Origin of the sequence: Methyloglobulus sp. (assembly GCF_040079455.1) — a bacterium.
Taxonomy (GTDB): domain Bacteria; phylum Pseudomonadota; class Gammaproteobacteria; order Methylococcales; family Methylomonadaceae; genus Methyloglobulus.
Genome location: NZ_JBEBKJ010000078.1, coordinates 1 through 17,058, shown reverse-complemented (window position 1 = coordinate 17,058; position 17,058 = coordinate 1). Strand labels below are relative to the sequence as shown.

The 17,058-nt window shown below is 48.2% G+C and carries 14 protein-coding genes and 1 pseudogene; 9 read left to right on the top strand and 6 right to left on the bottom strand.

Features of this window, described 5'->3' with window-relative positions; genetic code table 11:
• Window positions 1-229: 229 nt before the first annotated feature.
• Both ABL924_RS14715 and ABL924_RS14710 read right to left on the bottom strand, forming a co-directional pair.
• Window positions 230-886, bottom strand: coding sequence for a hypothetical protein (locus ABL924_RS14715; protein WP_349027853.1), 657 nt, complete (start codon window positions 884-886; stop codon window positions 230-232).
• 192 nt (window positions 887-1,078) lie between these two features.
• On the bottom strand, window positions 1,079-1,282 hold the full coding sequence (locus ABL924_RS14710) for a hypothetical protein (protein ID WP_349027852.1): 204 nt from the start codon (window positions 1,280-1,282) through the stop codon (window positions 1,079-1,081).
• 6 nt (window positions 1,283-1,288) lie between these two features.
• On the opposite strand from ABL924_RS14710, the gene ABL924_RS14705 reads away from it, so the two are divergent.
• The 9 genes from ABL924_RS14705 to ABL924_RS14665 all read left to right on the top strand — a co-directional run bounded on the left by ABL924_RS14705 (window position 1,289) and on the right by ABL924_RS14665 (window position 11,598).
• Entirely contained in the window at window positions 1,289-1,873 is a 585-nt protein-coding gene (locus tag ABL924_RS14705; protein WP_349027851.1) for a recombinase family protein, read from the top strand.
• Between the two features lie 114 nt (window positions 1,874-1,987).
• Window positions 1,988-4,402, top strand: a complete 2,415-nt coding sequence (locus ABL924_RS14700) for a type I restriction-modification system subunit M (protein WP_349027850.1) — start codon at window positions 1,988-1,990, stop codon at window positions 4,400-4,402.
• Window positions 4,399-5,451, top strand: a complete 1,053-nt coding sequence (locus ABL924_RS14695) for a PDDEXK nuclease domain-containing protein (protein ID WP_349027849.1) — start codon at window positions 4,399-4,401, stop codon at window positions 5,449-5,451. Before ABL924_RS14700 ends, ABL924_RS14695 begins: the two co-directional genes overlap by 4 nt.
• Before the next feature lie 55 nt (window positions 5,452-5,506).
• Window positions 5,507-5,701, top strand: a complete 195-nt coding sequence (locus tag ABL924_RS14690; protein ID WP_349027848.1) for a hypothetical protein — start codon at window positions 5,507-5,509, stop codon at window positions 5,699-5,701.
• Window positions 5,698-6,816 carry a restriction endonuclease subunit S gene (locus ABL924_RS14685; RefSeq protein WP_349027847.1) on the top strand — a complete coding sequence of 373 codons (1,119 nt, stop codon included), beginning with the start codon at window positions 5,698-5,700 and terminating at the stop codon, window positions 6,814-6,816. Before ABL924_RS14690 ends, ABL924_RS14685 begins: the two co-directional genes overlap by 4 nt.
• A gap of 33 nt (window positions 6,817-6,849) precedes the next feature.
• Entirely contained in the window at window positions 6,850-7,077 is a 228-nt protein-coding gene (locus ABL924_RS14680) for a hypothetical protein (protein WP_349027846.1), read from the top strand.
• Window positions 7,074-7,820 (top strand): zeta toxin family protein, encoded by a 747-nt coding sequence (locus ABL924_RS14675; RefSeq protein WP_349027845.1) that lies wholly within the window; start codon window positions 7,074-7,076, stop codon window positions 7,818-7,820. Before ABL924_RS14680 ends, ABL924_RS14675 begins: the two co-directional genes overlap by 4 nt.
• A complete protein-coding gene (locus tag ABL924_RS14670) occupies window positions 7,817-10,882 on the top strand; it encodes an HsdR family type I site-specific deoxyribonuclease (protein WP_349027844.1) in 3,066 nt (1,021 codons plus the stop codon). Before ABL924_RS14675 ends, ABL924_RS14670 begins: the two co-directional genes overlap by 4 nt.
• Window positions 10,882-11,598 (top strand): SprT family zinc-dependent metalloprotease, encoded by a 717-nt coding sequence (locus ABL924_RS14665; protein ID WP_349027843.1) that lies wholly within the window; start codon window positions 10,882-10,884, stop codon window positions 11,596-11,598. The genes ABL924_RS14670 and ABL924_RS14665 overlap by 1 nt, the downstream gene beginning before the upstream one ends.
• Window positions 11,599-11,644: 46 nt before the next feature.
• Here ABL924_RS14665 and ABL924_RS14660 read toward each other — a convergent pair whose 3' ends face one another.
• The 4 genes and pseudogenes from ABL924_RS14660 to ABL924_RS14645 form a co-directional block, all read right to left on the bottom strand.
• Window positions 11,645-14,089 carry an AAA family ATPase gene (locus tag ABL924_RS14660; protein WP_349027842.1) on the bottom strand — a complete coding sequence of 815 codons (2,445 nt, stop codon included), beginning with the start codon at window positions 14,087-14,089 and terminating at the stop codon, window positions 11,645-11,647.
• Window positions 14,086-14,661 (bottom strand): hypothetical protein, encoded by a 576-nt coding sequence (locus ABL924_RS14655; protein WP_349027841.1) that lies wholly within the window; start codon window positions 14,659-14,661, stop codon window positions 14,086-14,088. The genes ABL924_RS14660 and ABL924_RS14655 overlap by 4 nt, the downstream gene beginning before the upstream one ends.
• Window positions 14,658-16,385 (bottom strand): SIR2 family protein, encoded by a 1,728-nt coding sequence (locus ABL924_RS14650; protein WP_349027840.1) that lies wholly within the window; start codon window positions 16,383-16,385, stop codon window positions 14,658-14,660. The genes ABL924_RS14655 and ABL924_RS14650 overlap by 4 nt, the downstream gene beginning before the upstream one ends.
• A 377-nt stretch (window positions 16,386-16,762) precedes the next feature.
• Window positions 16,763-16,950 (bottom strand): annotated as a pseudogene (locus ABL924_RS14645) (IS1595 family transposase); the annotation flags it as partial.
• Window positions 16,951-17,058: the final 108 nt, after the last annotated feature.

The following is a 17,058-nucleotide window of genomic DNA, read 5'->3' as shown; positions in this document are numbered from 1 at the left end:
GCCTTTAAATCTTTAAGAGGTTGGCCGATATTTCGTTTTTTCCGCAGAAATGTAACAAGCAACCTGATCTAGAGCTAAATGTCTCGCAAACGGTCGTTTGGTGAACAGTCTGGTTAAGTAATATTTTTTCAGATTCTGATACAAGCATTAGGTATTTCGTGCCGAAATATCTAGTCATCTTTACGCCATGCTCGGAGCCAAAACAAAGTGTGCAGATTTGTGTTATTTTCTATTTGAGACGCTGAATCATATCGTTAATTAAGTCTGTTTTTCTATATCCATCAACAAAGCTCCAGCCGGTAAATAGTTCCCAAAGAAATCGGCAGAAGGACTTAATTTCATCATAATCCGGTTTTGTTGATTCCATTCTGTGTATTATTTGTGATAGTTTATTTAGGAACTGAAAAACATCTTCATCATGTATGTCTATGGTATTTCTAACGAACTTTATTTCATCATTAAGTAATCTAAGTTCATATAAGATTTCGTTTAAATAATACTCGTTACGTTGGATGCCATTTGCTACGGCATCCCATCTGTTTTCATTGTTTATATTATTATTTTTGAAGTAACGCTTGAATTCCTCTTGATCCAAAAGCATTTCTCTGTGCTCGTATTCTTGGGAGTTACTCAAAATAAGAAATGTTAGAATACAAGATTGTTTAAAAACTTTGTATTGTCTCTCCATGCTCCTGAAAACACGGCCTTTTTTCTGGTACTCAGGAAGATATACAACTATAAAATAGAATATCGCGCTAATGACGAATCCCACACTCAATGAATTGATTAGTAGATCATATTTTTTCTCAGGAGTGGTTATCACGCCTGTAATGAAGCAAGCAATGGTTGCAACGACTAATAACAAAATCAGTTTTCGATCAGGCATTAGCTAATTCCTTTCTGTAAGATTGGTTAGGCATCTTCTGCCACAAGGGACGGCCAGTACTGAATGATAACGTGGCACGTTGGTTTTCGCTATTTTTGCTGTGTTGGGACGGGACAAAATGAACCATTAGTCTAATTTCTAAAATCTCCACAAAAACGATACTTATATTAGCGGCATCGAAACGCCAAAACATTAGATAAAATGATGAAATACCAAAATAAATAACTTCAATACCGTTGTTGCAAGCTGCGTCGTTAATGATCCGCTCGGCAAATTTGTGCCTTCAGTCCCACGGTTAAGTCCAAGCAGATGTTTTTTTGGGGTGGAAGGAGCTATTTTGCATATTTTTATAGGCTCAAGTGTTAAAATTCCCGTCAATTTTTCAATTTCGCTCAATTGTTAATGAATCAACGCATCGGATACGCCCGCGTTTCGACAGATGACCAAAACCTCGACATGCAGAGGGATGCCCTTAAACGGGCTGGGTGCTCGGTTATTTTTGAAGAAACCGCCAGCGGTAAGTCCGTTGTTCGACCAGAACTTGACCAATGCTGCAAGTTGCTTCAACCGGGTGATACACTTATCGTGTGGCGTTTGGATAGGTTAGGCCGCAATTTGCCTGATTTGGTACGAATTGTGGCCGAATTGGAGCAGAAAGGCATTGGCTTCGAGAGTGTTACTGAGAAAATAGAGACAGTCAGCGCGTCAGGTAAGTTAGTGTTCCATGTTTTCGCTGCATTGGCTGAGTTTGAGCGAAATCTGATACGCGAACGCACCCATGCCGGTCTTGCTGCCGCCCGTGCGCGGGGCAGGTTGGGTGGCCGAAAACCGAAGTTGAATGCCCAGCAGATAAGTGAAATTAAAACGTTGATAGATGATAGTAAAATTCCGGTTAGCACGATTGCCCGCCGCTTTAAAGTGTCACGCACGACAATTTATAAGGTTGCGCCTATCCAGCAGAATCAAACGATCCAACAAGAACAATAAACAATAGCCGAAGCATTATTTCTACCCAAAATGCTAGACTTGCTCTATCCGTATACGCAACATCAATATATATTTATTTGCTTCCATTTAGGTAATTAACAAGGGCACGACTACATGGCGATAAAAAAATCGGAGCTTTACTCATCGCTTTGGTCATCTTGCGACGAATTGCGTGGTGGCATGGATGCCAGCCAGTACAAGGATTACGTCCTCGTCCTGCTGTTTGTCAAATACGTCAGCGATAAATATGACGGCGTTCCATACGCCCCGATCACCATTCCCGAAGGGGCCAGCTTTAAGGGTATGGTCGCGCTCAAGGGCAAGCCAGACATCGGCGACCAGATCAACAAAAAGATCATTGCACCGCTTGCCAATGCCAACAAATTGTCCGACATGCCCGACTTCAATGACCCGAGCAAGCTAGGCAGCGGACAGGAAATTGTAGAGCGGCTCACCAACCTCATCTCGATATTTGAAAATAAGGCGCTCGACTTCAGCAAGAACCGCGCGGAAGGCGACGACATTCTTGGTGATGCTTACGAATACCTGATGCGCCACTTCGCCACCGAAAGTGGTAAGAGCAAAGGTCAGTTTTACACGCCTGCCGAAGTTAGCCGCGTCATCGCGCAGATTATTGGTATCCGCGATGCGAACACAACCAATGACACCACCGTTTATGACCCTACCTGCGGCTCAGGATCGCTGTTGCTGAAAGTGGGCGACGAAGCCCATGCCAAGGTAACGCTTTACGGGCAGGAAAAAGATGCCGCCACTTCCGGCTTGGCTCGCATGAACATGATCCTGCATGACAACCCGACAGCCTTGATAAGGCAAGGTAACACATTGGCTAATCCGTTATTTACCAGTGATAACGGCCAGATCAAGACGTTTGACTATGTGGTCGCCAATCCGCCGTTCAGCGACAAACGCTGGAGCACGGGTATCGATCCGCTCAACGACCCACACGAGCGTTTCCAGCATTTCGGAACGCCGCCAGCCAAGCAAGGCGATTACGCCTATTTACTGCACATCGTCCGTTCACTAAAAAGTACCGGCAAAGGTGCGTGTATTCTGCCACATGGTGTTTTGTTTCGGGGTAATGCCGAGGCCGACATCCGCAAAAACCTTATTCGACAGGGCTACATCAAGGGCATTATCGGCTTGCCAGCCAACTTGTTCTACGGTACAGGCATTCCCGCTTGCATCATCGTGATTGATAAAGAAAACGCCCACACCCGTAAAGGCATTTTTATGGTTGATGCCAGCAGCGGCTATATGAAAGACGGTAACAAGAACCGCTTGCGTGATATGGACATCCACCAGATTGTCGATGTTTTCAACAAACGGCTCGAGATTGCCAAATACTCACGTATGGTCAGCGTTGAAGAAATTGAAAAGAATGAGTTCAACCTCAACATCCCGCGCTATATCGACAGCCAACAAGCTGAAGATATCCAGGACATTGAGGGACACCTGAAGGGCGGCATTCCCGGCACAGATGTGGATGCCTTGCAGTCGTATTGGGAAGTTTGTCCACAACTTCGGGAAACCCTGTTTAAAGCCAACCGTCCCGGCTACCTTGATTTGGCCGGTTCCAAACAAGCCATCAAACCCACTATTTACGAACATCCAGAGTTCGTCACTTTCATCGAGAGCATGAATGCCTTGTTTGCTGATTGGCAGCAGCACAGCACCGTAACACTTAGAAGCCTAGAAGTAGACTGCCACCCCAAGACCGTCATCGCCCAGCTCGCCGAAGAATTACTTGCTCATTACACCGGCAAGCCGCTGATAAATAAATACGATGTCTATCAGCACCTCATGGACTACTGGTCTACGACCATGCAGGACGATTGTTACCTGATTGCCGCCGATGGCTGGAAGGCTACAACCTACCGGATCATAGAGGCCAAGAAAAACAAGGACGGCAAAACTATCAAGGAAATCGACAAAGGCTGGACTTGCGACCTCGTACCCAAGCAAGTTATCGTCAACCGCTACTTCCAAGCACAGCAAACAACCATCCGTGAGCAGGAAGCAAAGCTGGAAAGTATCAGCGCCCAAATAACCGAACTGGAAGAAGAACACAGTGGCGAAGAAGGTGCATTCTCTGAACTGGATAAGGTTAACAAAGCCAACATTAGCGCTAGGTTGAAAGAAATCAAAGGCGACCAAGAAGCCAAAGAAGAGGCGGATGCCCTCAGCTTATGGTTGAAACTGAACGCCCAAGAGACCGATCTCAAAAAAGCTCTGAAAGAAGCCGAGGCCGCACTAGATGCATTGGCTTACAACAAATACCCCGCACTCACCGAGGCCGAGATCAAGATGCTGGTGGTGGAAGACAAATGGCTTACCGCCATCAGTGCCGCTATCCACGGCGAAATGGATCGCATCAGCCAAACGCTGACCCAGCGCGTTAAAGAGTTGGCCGAACGTTATGAATCCCCACTACCCTTATTGACGGAATCCGTTGCAAAGCTCAGCGCGAAAGTGGATGCGCACCTGCAAAAAATGGGCTTTACATTATGAGCACCATCACGCCACAACCCAACAGCCGTTATCAGGATTTCCTGCACGACATTAAAAAGCAGGTTGCCCAAAGCCGCATCGGTGCTGTACGCGCAGTTAACCGCAGCCTCATCGGGCTTTACTGGTCGCTGGGGAAGATGATTGTGGAGCGGCAAGAAGATTTGGGTTGGGGTCACGCGGTTGTCGATCAGCTATCCGCTGATTTGCGCAATGAATTCCCCGACATGACCGGTTTTTCATCGCGTAACCTGTGGGACATCAAGCGTTTCTATGAAACCTATGCCAACGCACCCGAATTTCTGCGACAGCTTGTCGCAGAAATTCCCTGGGGACAAAACATCCTGGTCTTTCAAAAGCTAAAAGATGAAGCGGAACGCCGTTACTATTTGGAAGCGACCGCCAAGCTGGGTTGGACTCGTAACGTCCTACTTAACCAAATTAAGGCCAATGCCTACCAAGCCAGTTTGCAAGACAAGACCCACAACTTTCAGACGGCGCTACCGCAGCATTTGGCCGAGCAAGCAGATGAAGCCATGAAAAGTCGATATAGCTTGGAATTTCTGGGCATAAACCAAGCCGTACATGAACGTGAGCTGGAGAAACGGCTCATCGCCAGGCTCAAAGACTTTATGATTGAACTGGGCTATGGGTTTTGCTTTATGGGTAGCCAATATCGCCTTACCTTGGGTGAGAACGAATATTTCCTTGACCTGCTGTTTTATCACCGATTCCTGAATTGTTTGGTTGCGGTCGAACTCAAGATGGGGCGCTTTCGCCCCGAATATGCGGGCAAGATGGATTTCTATTTGGAAGTGTTGAATGATAAAGTGCGCGCGCCGGACGAGAATCCCTCTATTGGCATCATTTTGTGCGCGGAGCGGGACCAATTGGAAGTCGAATTCAGCTTGAAGTCCAAAGCGAATGCGATCGGCGTAGCCACTTACCAGCTCTATCCAAAACTACCGAAAGAATATAAAGATCGGTTACCTTCCGAAGCAGATTGGCAGCGATTGCTTGAATCAGCCCGTAACCCTGAATCGTCAACATGAGTGCAAATTCGATGGCTCACACACGGTGCGGCTTGAGCGCAGGAAAGGTAGTCGCATGATCAGTGCACACAATAAAAGGGCAATGGTGTGCATGATCGCAAGAGATACCCAAAAAACCACCTTTTCTTGTGCGCATAAGCAAAACATATCATTAAAACCGCCATTTTTTGTACACGTTAGCCTAATCAATAAGAAAAAAGCTTACACACTCATTGATCTGGTATTGGTATTACGGGAGGCGGAGCAATGAGTGTCGAACTGAAGCCAAGATACAAACAGACAGAGGTCGGGGTGATTCCGGAGGATTGGGACTTAGATTTCATAGATAATATCGCCCATATCACCACTGGGAGCAAAAATACCCAAGATCGTGAAGCTGATGGTCAATACCCATTCTTCGTGAGATCTCAAACCGTCGAGCGGATCAATAGTTATTCATTCGATGGGGAAGCCGTGCTTACTGCTGGTGATGGGGTTGGAACTGGAAAGGTGTTCCACTATATTAATGGTAAATTTGATGCTCATCAACGCGTCTATCGCATGAGTGGTTTCAGCGAACGTATAAACGGATATTACTTCTATCTCTATTTTAGCAATCACTTTTACAACAGGATAATGCAGATGACAGCAAAGTCGTCCGTAGATTCTGTTCGGCGAGAAATGATTGCGAAAATGCCAATTCCACTCCCGCCCACCAAAGCCGAACAAGAAGCTATTGCCGAGGCATTGAGTGATGCGGATGCCCTTATCGAATCCCTTGAGCAACTCATAACCAAAAAACGCCACATCAAACAAGGTGCCATGCAGGAACTGCTTACCGGCAAAAAACGTCTGCCGGAGTTTAGTGGGGAGTGGGAGGTGAAGAGGTTAGGGGATGTGTTGAAAGTTCGTCACGGCAAAAGCCAACATGACATCGTCCTTGCTGATGGGAAATATCCGATCCTTGCAAGTGGCGGTGAAATTGGGCGTACAAACGATTATCTATACGACAAACCTTCGGTTCTCATTGGTAGAAAAGGGACGATCGACGTCCCTCAGTTTATCGACACTCCGTTTTGGACAATTGACACTTTATTTTTCACAGAAATTTCACTCGACGCAGATACAAAGTTCATCTTTTATAAATTCAATACCATCAATTGGCGTAGTTATAATGAGGCATCAGGTGTACCAAGTCTAAGCGCATCAAGAATTGAAAACATTGATTTCAATTGTCCTCCACTTCCCGAACAAACCGCCATCGCCAATATCCTCTCGGACATGGACACCGAAATCACCGCCCTAGAAGCCAAACTCGCCAAAACCCGATCACTCAAACAGGGCATGATGCACAACCTGCTCACAGGAAGGATCAGGCTGCTATGATTCAACTTTACTTTAAACCTTACGAGGTGACTAATGAGCATGACTGAAGAAAGCATGCGCTTTTTAGAAGAACATATTCCCATCTTGGCCGATGCCGCCGTAAAGCAGGCGTATTGGCAAGCATTGGCAACCGGCAGCAGCGTACTTATATCTGAAGAAGGTGCGTTGGTCGAAATATTCCCTGACGGCACCCGCAAAGTGCTTAAACAACTGAAGCCGCAAACCGCTGTAACGGCAGGGCAACGCTTGGAATTGTCATGAGTGATGCCATCCCGCGCTTGCGGATGTTCGCAGGCCCTAATGGTTCCGGAAAAAGTACGATTAACGCGGTGATCCGTCCTGAATTGTTGGGGGTGTATATCAACCCCGATGAGATTGAGAAAACTATTCGTGAACGGGGCGATTTTCTCGATTTGGCGAGTTATCGTGTCCGTACAACAGAAAAAGAGATTTTGACGTTTTTCCAGCAATCGACGTTGTTGGAAAAAGCCGACTTACTAGACGAGGCGGATGCATTGCGCTTTAGCGATGACAAGCTGTGTTTTTTTGAGGTTTCGGTCAATGCCTACTTTGCTTCAGTGGCGGCGGATTTTATCCGACAAAAACTACTGTTAACGCGGGTAAGTTTTACCTTTGAGACCGTCATGTCATCGCCCGACAAAGTGGCTTTCTTGAAAAAGGCGCAGCAGTATGGCTACCGAACTTACTTATATTATGTCGCTACCGAAGACCCTGACATTAATATCTCACGGGTTCGTTATCGGGTAAAAATGGGCGGGCATCCCGTGCCGGAAGACAAAATCGTCAGCCGCTATCATCGTTCGTTAGCTTTACTGAAAGAGGCGATTGGTTATTCCAACCGCGCTTATATCTTCGACAATTCCGGACAACAACAAGTTTTGGTGGCCGAAATTACCGACGGACACTGTATGGAACTGAAATCCGGGCGGATGCCAAACTGGTTTAAACACGCGGTAGTGGACAAGATAGGCGTTAATCCATGAGCACTGTCGGCCAACCTGAACGCGCAACACAAAACCGTGTCATCGCCCTGTTCCGCGATGAATTAGGCTATCGCTATCTTGGCGATTGGTCTGACCGCACTGGGTTTGATGGCAAGGGCAACAGCAATGTCGAGGAAGGACTTCTCACAGATTTTCTAAGCAAGAACGGTTACAGCTCGGCACAGATCAGTCGTACACTTGACCGGCTTCGCACCGAGGCAGGCAACCCCAATCGCAGCCTCTACGACAACAATAAGGCGATATACAGCCTGCTGCGTTTCGGTGTGCAGGTGCAGGCGGCGGCGGGTGAAAACAACGAAACGATTAATCTCATCAATTGGGATGACCCCGCACAGAATGATTTCGCCATTGCCGAAGAAGTCACCCTCCACGGCAACACCAAGCGTAGGCCTGATTTGGTACTATACGTCAACGGTATTGCCGTGGCTGTGATCGAGCTGAAGAATAGCCGTATATCGATCGGCGACGGTATCCGCCAGAACATATCTAATCAACAACCGGAGTTCAACGAGTGGTTTTTCAGCACGGTGCAGTTGATCTTCGCTGGCAATGATTCTGAGGGCTTGCAATACGGTGCTATCAAAACAGCGGAAAAGTATTTCCTGAAATGGAAAGAAGACGAAGAGGACAATAGCCACTTCAAGCTGGATAAATACCTGCTCAAGCTATGCAATAAGGCACGGCTTATCGAACTAATGCACGACTTTGTGTTGTTTGATGGCGGCGTGAAAAAGTTGCCCCGTGCGCACCAGTATTTCGGCATCAAGGCGGCACAGGATTATATTCATCGCCGCGAGGGCGGCATTATCTGGCACACCCAGGGCAGCGGCAAGAGCATCGTCATGGTGTTGCTGGCCAAATGGATACTGGAGAACAAGCCTAACGCCCGCGTGGTGATAGTCACCGACCGCGACGAACTGGATAAACAGATCGAAGGCGTTTTCATTGCTGCGGGCCATACCATGACCCGTGCCAACAGCGGACGCGACCTGATGACCCAACTCGGCCAAGCCAAGCCGCGTTTGCTCTGCTCGCTAGTCCATAAGTTCGGCAAAAGGGGAGTGGAGGACTTTGAACAGTTCATCAAGGAACTGGAAGCCCAGCCCTGCCGGACGGTGGGCGAGATTTTCGTGTTTGTCGATGAATGCCACCGCACCCAAAGCGGCAAGTTGCACCGCACCATGAAGGCACTGATGCCTAATGCGGTGTTTATCGGCTTTACCGGTACGCCTTTGCTCAAACAGGATAAGGCCACCAGCCTTGAAACCTTTGGCGGCTACATCCACACCTACAAATTTAGCGAGGCGGTGGAAGATGAGGTGATACTCGACCTCGTGTATGAGGCCCGGGATATTGACCAGCATTTGGGCTCACAGGATAAGATAGACGCATGGTTTGAGGTGAAAACCAAAGCGCTCAATGATTGGCAGAAGGCCGCCCTGCGTGAACAATGGGGCACGATGCAGAAGGTGCTCAGTTCAAGGTCACGGATGGATCGGGTGGTGGAAGACATTATCTTCGACTTTAGCGTCAAGCCCCGCCTGAATAACGCACGGGGCAATGCCATCCTGGTAGCAGCAAGCATCTATGAGGCTTGCAAGTATTTCGAGCAGTTCCAGAAAACAGTCTTTAAAGGTAAGTGCGCGGTTGTCACCTCTTATAACCCGCAGGCGCAAGACATTACCTTGGAAGACACCGGCGCAAATACGGAAACAGACAGGCAATTTATCTACAACACCTATACCGCATTGCTAAAAAACGTGGAAGCACTGCCAGGTAAATCCAAGACCGAGACTTACGAGGACAATGCCAAGAAATTGTTCAAGGAACAACCTGCCAACATGAAACTGTTGGTTGTCGTAGACAAGTTGCTGACTGGCTTTGATGCGCCGAGCTGTACTTATCTCTATATCGACAAGAGTATGCAGGATCACGGGTTGTTTCAGGCTATTTGCCGTACCAACCGGTTAGATGGCGAGGACAAGGATTATGGCTATATTGTCGATTACAAAGATTTGTTCAAGAAGGTGGAGAACGCGATTGCCGTTTATACCTCAGAACTAGACCATAGCGCTGGCGGTGCCGATCCCGAGATTATGCTGCAAGACCGCCTGACCAAAGGACGGGAGCGGCTAGATAATGCACTGGAAGCCGTTGCTCTGCTGTGCGAGCCCGTAGCGCCACCCAAAGGTGAACTGGAGCATATCCATTATTTCTGCGGCAATACTGAGATTCCAGACGACTTGAAAGCGCATGAACCGCAACGTGCGGCACTTTATAAAGCCACTGTCGCTTTAGTGCGGGCTTATGCCAATATAACCGATGAATTGGTTAAAGCGGGTTACAGTGATGCCGAGATCAAGCGCATTAATCAGAGACTGGATCAATATCTGAAGCTACGGGAGATCATTCGTAACGCGAGTGGTGAAAACCTCGACCTGAAAGCTTACGAGGCGGATATGCGGCACCTGATTGACACCTATATCGAAGCCGATGAGCCAAGGAAGATTTCGCCTTTCGACGACATGCCTTTGCTGGAGTTGATTGTCAAAACGGGCATTGCCAATGCGATAAACAGCCTGCCAAATGGACTTAAGGGCAATAAGGATGCTGTTGCAGAAACCATTGAGAACAATGTCCGCAGCAAGATCATCAAGGAACACCTGAATGACCCGGCTTTTTACGACAAGATGTCTGCACTGCTTAACGAACTTATTGATGAGCGCAAAGCCAAGGCCATTGAGTATGAAGAATACTTAAAAAAGATTGCCGAGTTGGCGAACAAGGTGGGAGCGGGTCAGAATGCTGACACGCCACAGACGTTAAATACCCCTGGTCGTCGTGCGCTGTATAACAACCTTAAGCAGAATGAAGAGTTGGCTATCAAGATTGACGAAACAATTAAGCGCACTCGACCCGACGGCTGGCGTGGCATTCAAACGCGTGAACAGGTCATCAAAGCAGCACTTTATGGCGTATTGCAAAATGTTGATGAGGTGGAGCGTATTTTCTTAATCATCAAGGCACAAAACGAATACTGATGGTTACCCATTTCGATCTTGGTGATATTGCCGTGGATGTCGTGCAGAAGGACATCAAGAATATCCATTTAAGTGTGTATCCACCGGCTGGCAAGGTACGCATTTCAGCGCCGTTACGCATGGACATTGACACTATCCGTGTGTTTGCCATTACCAAGCTCGATTGGATTAAGCGGCAGCAGCAAAAGCTACGCGAACAAGCGCGTGAAACGCCACGGGAATATCTTGACCGCGAAAGTCATTACGTTTGGGGAAATCGCTACCTGCTCAAAGTGATTGAAAAAGACACTGCGCCGGAAATCGAGCTAAAGCACAACAAGATGTTCCTTCAGATTCGCCCCGCCACCAGTGACGGCAGAAAACAAGAAATTCTTGAAGCCTGGTATCGCGAGCAACTAAAAGAAGCCGTCCCGCTGTTCATCGCAAAATGGGAGCCGCTTATGGGTGTCAAGGTGGAAAGGTTTTTTGTGCAACGGATGAAAACGAAGTGGGGCAGTTGTAGCCCACACTCAAACAGCATCCGGCTCAATACCGATCTGGCCAAGAAGCCACCCGAATGCCTGGAGTACATCGTCGTGCATGAGATGACCCACCTCTTGGAGCCCACTCATAACAGCCGTTTCATAATATTCATGGATCAGTTCATCCCAAAATGGCGATTCTACAAGGAAGAGTTGAACCGGTTACCGGTTAGGCATGAAAATTGGGACTATTAGTTAAAATTTAGACCACATAGAAAAAGAGGCCTTTTTATTGTGTAAATTAAGCCGCGATAGCTCGATCTGGAATATATATTTTTGGCTCATAAACGGCTATTGTCGTTCCGTCTGCAGCCCGACCAAGCTCAATAGTTATAAGCCGGTCATCTGGAAAAGCTGGGCTAAGCTCCAACGATAGATAATCAAACAGTTGCCTTTCGTGAACGGCAACCACTAGCTGGCGTCCATGCTGCTTTGCCAGCGTGCGTAAAAGGGCTGCGAATTGAGATATGTGAACCTCGTCCATACTCTGAACAGGATCGTCAATGATAAGCCATGGCAGCGATGGCCTAACCGAAAGATGTAACGAAAGAAACAGCGTTAGAGCCGCAGTGTTGAGATTTCCCGCACTAAGCATCGCAAGTGGGTTTCCACCTTTTCCGCCTGCCCGGTAAAGCGTTTCGAGTACGGCTTCTACAGAACCACCTGACTTATCCGGCAACGCAAATGCAGGTACAAATGGCTCTTCTGGAGCTAGTCGAATAAAAAGATCACTCCACACCCTATTTAATTCTTCGTTGAAAACGCGCCTAACGATTGCCGCCCGCGCTTCACGCGCTTGGCGGCCTAAATCTTTTGCCAACTCAAGGCATCGATCAGCCTCCGTCTTTGCAGTTTGTAGTTGTTGTAAACGATTTTCTATCTTTGTAATAAGCTCGTTAATCTCAATTCGGCGAATCTCAGCGGATTGCCAGGCTTTTATGTCGTTGTTCACCTCGAGACGGGTGCGCTGCCGGTCTAAAGTTAGACGCTCCTGAGCTTCGGTATACTCTAAAAGCCGCCTCAGCACCACTTCAAGCGGTTCCGCTGTACCGGGAATGGGTTGGCGCAGTTTTTGCGCAATTTCCCCCACAGATAAACGAAGCGAGGTGGAGCGCTCGTCGCGGCTACGGAAATCGCTTAGGCGCTGCAACGCCATCGAGGCTCGGTGTTGCAGCGCGACGCCTTCAGATGTAGCTCTCTCTAAGCCTTGAAGTTTGGCCTTCAGCTCTTCAAATCTTGCCCGCCGGGTCTTCATTTGATCACGCAGTTCCGGAGTAAGTTTACGGTTGAGTATCTCTGCATGTTCGCGCTCAGCCGCTGTTACAAGGCCTGCTGTCTGAGCCTTGTCAGTAGCTAATGCTTGAAGTCGTCCAGCTTGCGCGGTGAGCGAGGCAATGCGTTCGGAAACATGCGCTTGCAACGGTGATGACGAGATTTCGCTGTAATCTCGCCCACATACTGGACAATCCTCTGTTTGTATATGGGAGACGAGCTGAGCCAATAACTGGGCCAACCCCGTGGTTAAACCGGCGCTTTCAGCAATCTGGTTGTCAAGCACCGAAGTTCGTGCCTTGCCCCGCTCAATACTCTGATTAAGCTCAGACAACCTTGCCACATCAACCGCGTCACGAGCGAGGAGGGATATTATGCGCTGAAGTTCTGTATCAATGGCCTGATGTGCGACAGACCGGGCAAGCTCTGGATCGCCTACAGACGGAGATGGGATATCTGGGAAGATGGGCAAAATCTCCTGGTGAATTGTCTCTAGCGCTTTGCCGGTGGCGTGACGCCAAGCATCAAGTGTCGCGCGGGCTTCACCCTCTTCTGCCTCGACTGAGGCTCGTTCTACAGCCAGCGTGTTTTGCACCAGTAAGCTCCACTGTGCTGCTGAGGCTTGTAGATCTCGGCGAGCCCGAGCAATTATCTGTAGTTGAGCTTCTTCCTGATCGTCTAGGACAAACTGTAAAGCAGTTTCAGGCGTTGTCGCAGCGCTGGGATTGTCAGGATATCGTGCGGCAAAATATTGCTGCACTCGAAGTCGAGAACTGGCGATAGTTGTATCAATCTGTGTTTGCTCCGCCTCAAATTTGAACAATTCCCTCTCAATCCTAGGAATGTCGTCTTTACTAGCGGCCCAATAACTTGGAGCAAGCAAGCGCAGACGAGTCACGTGGCCTGCAGAATGCAGTCCATCAATTAGTGCCTCTAATTGATCCAGTCCCAGTAAATCCTTAACGAATTTCGTCAAAGCTGAGTCATTCTTGCGTTTTTGGTCTTGGTGCTGATAAATTTCCAACAATCGGCCAAGCGTGGATTGGGCGAGATAGCATCGCTCAGTAAAAAATCGACTAAGCTCCACCTCCAGCAAATGTCTATTTTGGATGCCGCTGCTCGTTACTATTAAATCCGCTGTCTGACTCCGACCATCAAGTCCATCGACAGTCAGCGCAACTCGACCTTGATTTCCTGACTTGTGCGGGAGATGGGCTATATAATCAGTGTCACCACCACGACTGAGTGAATGCACTGCGCCTGTTAGGCCAAGTTCAATAGCCGAAAGGATACTCGTCTTACCTGCGCCATTTTGTCCATGAATTAGTACGACAGGCGCATCAAGCTCTACAGACACCGAACCACGTATGCTTCGAAAATCCGTAACCGTTATAGACTTCAGGCGAGGCATCATATTTCGTGTCCTGCGGCAATATCATCCAGAGGTTTAGAAATTAGCATGCTCAAACAGCGCTCTACCTCCTCGGCACCCTGACTTGATGCTTCGATAAGGGCCTTCGTCACCGGATCAGCGGCACCGGCGCTCGCGAACTCCGCCGCTGCGCCCTCCGCCACATCGCTTGGTTCTGGCAATTTCAGTGGTAGTAAGACGGCTAGCCAGTTAAGAATATCAGCGTCTTGGTTAGCATCAATCGACACACCTAGAGCCAATACCCTGCATACGCGCGACATTGCATCGATAACCAATCTTAGTGGTCGAGGACCCGTAATGACTGTTGTCAGTGGCCGCATTGATCCGATCGAGTCTAGCGCTCGCGCGATACCTTCGACTTTTTGCTGGATACGTTTCTCTGTATCGAAGGCTGTATCAACCAAAAGGATAAGATCTGACGATGTGCCTGTTCCAACGAACGCGGCCGGGATATCGAATTGGATTCCTGCTAAGCTCAAAGGAGTCGTAACGCGTCGAAAATTAGCTGCACTTAAAACTTCAGCCACTTTTTCTACTGGTGTTGTTGCAGTCACAGGGCGGTTTCCTCTCGAAAGCGTTTAAAAAGAGCCGCAACATCCTCAGACTCGCCCATTAACTCTGTAATGCTAACCTCACGCAACACCATTTTACCCGTTCGTCCAGGTGCACTACACGGCGAACGTGTTAACATCGGCGGTATTTCTAAGCTGTGAACAATTACGGCATTGTCATCAGCAGTTACATGTCCATTATAGTGAAGACATAGAGCCGTATGAGTATTAGCAACAAAGAATAGGTGCGCAGCATGGGCAGCCGTTTTGATGCACAATGTTCCACTCTTTATGTCGGCACGATCAGTCGATTTAAGCGACCATTGACCAGCACGCAACCCCATGCCCACCAGACCCACGCCGACAGCCATTTCCCGCAAGCCAGATGCTGGGAGAGTAGGGTCGTTCATGGTGGTATTTACATTCTCGCGAGATAGCGGATAATAGGAATGCGATCCTAGCGCTGGTACTCTGCCGTCTCGAAATAGCGATAATGCCCTTGCGCTTTGTGCGACCAACTCGCGCACAAACAGCTCGTGGCCAACACCCTCGACCAGTTCGCCTACGACGTTTCGAAGCGCAACAATGCCTGCACCAATCTCTTTTCGCCCCACCTCATTTAGCACTCCTGGTGCGATTGACGCAAGCGCGGAGAGCTTAGTGAAGAGGACATGGAGCACAATAGCAATTAAAAGCGGCTTTGCATAGGCTCTGAACAGCGCCTCTTCGCATATAGAGTTTTTACTCGCTGCCGAGAATGCACCCTGGTAAACATTTTGAAGCAGCCCAAGATGATCGATGCCAAGTTCGTTCGCCGAAAAGACGCAGGCAAGTTCAGGGGAGGGCCATGGCCATTCCATACGTGTTTGAGCCTTCGCAAACACGCCTTGAATATTGCTATCCTGTGCAGACAGCCCGACCATTAAAGTACGCTTGGTCGTCGCCAAAAGAACTAACCGATCAACGATGATGGCATTCTCCAATGCGTATGCCCACCCGTTGATCTGCGATTGGCGAGCAACCAGTTTGTTACGGTAATTGGTGGCATCACGTCCAGCTCGAACAGCACATCCGTGAAACTTATAAAGTCGCGACCTTTCTTGAACGCCTCGTGTATCCTCTGACCTAACTAGCACTGACAATGCTGCTCCATTGCCCAATTCGGATACAGCCTTTTCGACCAAGTCGTCCCAGTTCGCACTAGCGATGTCGGAGGCCACACCCTCCGCCACCAGCAAGGCTAGGCAAAGATGTTCAGCGTCAGGTGTTGTTGAAGGATTCGCGTAGGTTTCCGGCACATCAATTCCCGCCCACAGAAGGAAATCAGAATCTTCACCATCGACGGAGACATCAAGCATTCGGGCGTAGCTGTTGACAAGCCGACCGGTAAATGCAAAAAGGTCAGGCCAATCTTCAACAGGCCGCTCCATATCAGTTCTAGTGATCTCGTCCGCAGATGGGTTGGCTAGTCCGAGCACCGTAACTAGGGCTTTTCGGAAACGACAATTGGGATCGCCTGGGACAACCTGCTCCTGCAAAAACTGTAGAACACGCTTTACGACTTGCTGAAGTCCTGGCACACGACCAAAAGATATGCCGGACCCGAGCCATAGAGCATAGAGGTCCTGGGATATACCTTCTGCCATTGCTGAAAAGGGGCCATCGAGCATGTCAAGGGTTGCGCGCACGCTGATTGTGCTTGCAATTGGTGCAGCGGTTAATGCCATAAAATTTCTGTTATAACGAACAGTATGAAATGAACAATACCACAATCTAGTAAGTAAGACACGCCGCAACGGCGAAGACTATAATTTCGAGTTGTTTGATAGTTCAAAATCGTAGTTTCCCTTCATTTCTTTGTGGTAACCCCAACTAAAAACACGCTGACAAGGTCAAGTTGATCATTTTTGCATAAACTTGGGAGACCGCAAAGATTTGCGGAAAGGCGTAACAAGCCTAAATATGTGTAAATGTCGGAATTAAAGCACCATATAATATATATCGTCAGTACAGCGCAAACAAATGTACTTACAAAATATGGTGGATTTTATACACAAAATAGTTTATTTAATTTAAGGGGGTAGTCAGCTTGCGCCTCCACCCACTATATTTTGTGGTGGCTCCAATCAAATCCATGTGCAATTTCACTTTCAATTATTGGGCCAGTAACAACGGCCTGTTCAAGTAGTCGCCGAAAAGCAGGCCACGACTTTGTGATGTTCGCCGGTTAAATCGAAAGGTGAATTCTTCCAAATACGATTGTAGATGTTCATCTCTAACTGACCCCTGATGTCTATTTTGGGTATACCAAAAACGGACAGCAGGAAAGGGGGCAAAATGTGTCAGGATAGGGTTGTTTATCTAGTTAATTGACACTTCATCCAGAGGGTCTAGACCCTA